General features: G+C 71.1%; 3 protein-coding genes. 2 read left to right on the forward strand and 1 reads right to left on the reverse strand.

The genetic code is table 11. From position 1 onward, the window contains the following. Positions 1 to 14: 14 nt before the first annotated feature. Positions 15 to 782, forward strand: coding sequence for an SDR family NAD(P)-dependent oxidoreductase (locus tag HW445_RS23845; protein WP_180223003.1), 768 nt, complete (start codon positions 15 to 17; stop codon positions 780 to 782). A gap of 82 nt (positions 783 to 864) precedes the next feature. Here HW445_RS23845 and HW445_RS23850 read toward each other — a convergent pair whose 3' ends face one another. Further along, complete coding sequence (locus tag HW445_RS23850; RefSeq protein ID WP_180223005.1) at positions 865 to 2,412, reverse strand: MDR family MFS transporter; 1,548 nt, start codon at positions 2,410 to 2,412, stop codon at positions 865 to 867. A gap of 194 nt (positions 2,413 to 2,606) precedes the next feature. Here HW445_RS23850 and HW445_RS23855 point away from each other — a divergent pair, with 194 nt between their 5' ends. After that, entirely contained in the window at positions 2,607 to 3,236 is a 630-nt protein-coding gene (locus HW445_RS23855; protein WP_180223004.1) for a TetR/AcrR family transcriptional regulator, read from the forward strand. The last annotated feature ends 6 nt before the right edge of the window (positions 3,237 to 3,242 follow it).

A 3,242-nucleotide genomic window follows, 5' to 3' on the forward strand; every position in this document is an offset into this window, starting at 1 on the left:
AGCGAGCACCGACTGTGAGCACCGACTACGCCACCGAGTTCGCCGGGCGCGCCGCCCTCGTCACCGGAGCGGCCTCCGGCATCGGCCTGGCCATCGCCCGCCGCCTCGCGGAGGGCGGCGCCGAGGTCGTGATCGCCGACTACAACGCCGAGGGCGCCGAGCGGGCCGCCGCCGACCTGAGGAGGGACGGCTTCGAGGCCGCCCCCTTCACCGTCGACGTCTCCGACGCCGCCTCCGTCCAGGCCGCCGTCCGCTTCACCGTCGACACCTTCGGAGGCCTGCACCTGGGCGTCAACAACGCCGGCATCGGCGGCGACAGCGCCCCCACCGGCGAGCAGACGCTGGCCAACTGGGACCGTGTGGTGCGCATCAACCTGGACGGCGTCTTCTTCTCCGTGCGCTACGAGATCGAGGAGATGGAGCGGTCCGGCAAGGGCGGCGCCATCGTGAACGTCTCCTCCATCCTCGGCTCGGTGGCCTTCAGCGGCTCGTCCGCGTACGTCGCCGCCAAGCACGGCGTGCTGGGCCTGACCAAGTGCGCCGCCGTGGAGTACGCCGCGAAGAACATCCGGATCAACTCCGTGGGTCCCGGCTTCATCGAGACGCCGCTGCTCGAGAACCTGGACGCCGAGTCCCGTGACGCCCTGGTGGGTCTTCACCCGGTCGGCCGCCTGGGCCGGAGCGAGGAGGTCGCCGAACTGACCGCCTTCCTGCTGTCCGACCGGGCCTCCTTCGTCACCGGCAGCTACCACCTGGTGGACGGCGGCTACACCTGCGTGTGACCGGACGCCGGCGCCGGAATCGCCCGTGGGGCCGCCTCCCTGACACGGAGGCGGCCCCACGGAGGTCCGGAACGGACCGGGATCAGGCCTTCGCCGTCTCCTGGCCCTGCGCGCCCTCCGCCTCGAGGTCCACGCTGTCGCGCAGCTCGGTGGAGGTGAGGAAGAGGGTCGCGACGATGCCGAGGACCGCGACCGCCGCCGCGACCAGGAAGATCTGGCCGGTGGCCTCGCCGTACGCCGCGCGGACGATCTCCTGGACCGGCGCCGGCATGCCGGCGATGTCGAGGTTGCCGCCCGCCTCGGCGCCGCCGCCCGAGGTGTCCACACCGAGCTTGCGCAGGCCGTCGGCGATCTTCGTCGAGACCTCGTTGGCGAGGACGGCGCCGAGGACCGAGACGCCGATGGTGCCGCCGAGCGAGCGGAAGAAGGTGATCGAGGCGCTGGCCGCGCCGAGCTCGGCGAGCGGCACGGTGTTCTGCAGCACCAGGACCAGGTTCTGCATCGACATGCCGACGCCCACGCCGATGAGGAACATGCCGCCGAAGACGTGCCACATCGGCGTCGTGTGGTCGATCACCGACAGGGTGACGAAGCCCAGCGTGAGGATCACGGTGCCGGAGACGATGTACGGCTTGACCCGGCCGCTCTTGGAGACCATGCGTCCCGCGACCGTCGAGGAGATCAGCACGCCCGCCATCATCGGGATGGTCATCAGGCCGGCCTTGGTGGGCGAGTAGCCGCGGCCGATCTGGAAGTACTGGCCCAGGAAGACGGCGCCGCCGAACATGGCCACACCGACCGCCAGGCTCGCGACGATCGCCAGCGCCGGGTCGCGGCGCTTGATGACCTTCAGCGGCACGACGGGCTCGGGGACCCGCGACTCGACGAGCACGGCGAGGCCCAGCAGGACCACCGAGCCGCCGACCATGGCGCCGGTCTCCCAGGAGATCCACGCGAACTCGTTGTCCACGAAGGTGACCCACAGGAGCAGCAGGCTGACGCCGGCGGCGATCAGGGTCGCGCCCAGGTAGTCGACCTTGGGCTTGTCGCCGCCGCGCTCCACCACCGGGAGCTTCAGCGTCCTGGAGAGGATCACGAAGGCGACGGCCGTGAACGGCAGGGCGAAGAAGAAGCACCAGCGCCAGCCGAGCCACGAGGCGTCGGCGATGGCGCCGCCGAGCAGCGGCCCGCCGACCGTCGCGACGGCCATCACGCCGCCGAGGTAGCCGTTGTAGCGGCCGCGCTCCTTGGGGCTGATCATCGCGGCGATGATCACCTGGACCAGGACCTGCAGCGCGCCCATGCCGAGGCCCTGCACGGCGCGGAAGGCGATCAGCGTCTCGGTGTTCTGCGCGAAACCGGCGCCGAGCGAGGAGACGAAGAAGATCACGATCGCCGTCTGGAGCAGCGCCTTCTTGCTGAAGAGGTCGGCGAGCTTGCCCCAGATCGGCGTGGAGGCCGTCGAGGTGAGCAGCATCGCGGTGACCACCCACGTGTACTGCGACTGCGTGCCCTTCAGCGCTCCGATGATCTGCGGCAGCGCGACGGAGACGATGGTGCTGCTGATCATGGTGACGAACAGCAGCAGGAGCAGACCGCTCATCGCCCTCAGGACGGCCCGGTGACCCATCTTCGGGGCGGCGTCACCCCCGGGCGGTGCGGCATCGGTGGCATCGGCGACGGGCGCGCTCAAGAAGGACCTCCGGAGAAGGAACGGGAAAAGGGGTGCCCTCGGAAAGTGAGGGGGATGTCTTCAAGATACATGCACACTGTGCAACTTTGCCCATTGGGCATTTTTCTTGCCTTGGCCTTACCATTGCCGCGATGGACATCACCGACCGCACCGCCGCCCCGGGCGGCGCCCCGGGCCTGCGCGAACGGAAGAAGGCCGCCACCCGCGAGGCGGTGCACCGCGCCGCGCTGCGCCTGACGGTCGAGCACGGCCTGGACCACGTGACGGTCGAGGCGATCGCCGACGAGGCCGGGGTCTCCCGCCGGACCTTCTCCAACTACTTCGCCACCAAGGAGGACGCCGTCCTGTGGGGCGAGGAGCAGCAGGCCGCCGCGTTGCTGCGCGAGGTCGCGGACCGGCCCTCCGACGAGTCCCCCTGGGCCGCGCTCGGCGCCGCCCTGCGCACCCTGGAGCCCGGCCCGGTCTTCCCCGACCGCGAGACGATCACCCGTACCCGGCTCGCCCTGCGCCACCCCTCCCTGCTGGGCCGGCAGCTCGCCACCCACGCCCGGCTGGAACAGGACCTGGCCGCCGTCCTGGCGGGACGGGGCGCCGAGCCGCTCCGTGCCCGGGTCCTCGCGGCGGCGTTCCTGGCCTCCATGCGGACCGCGATGCGCACCTGGGTGGAGACCGAGCACCCGGGCGAACTGCTCGACCTGGTCCACGAGGTCCTGCGCCTGATGGGCCGGCCGTTCGACGGACCCGGCGCGGAACGCACCTGAACGGCA

It is taken from the genome of Streptomyces sp. UH6, from assembly GCF_013421635.1.
Taxonomy (GTDB): domain Bacteria; phylum Actinomycetota; class Actinomycetes; order Streptomycetales; family Streptomycetaceae; genus Streptomyces; species Streptomyces abyssomicinicus.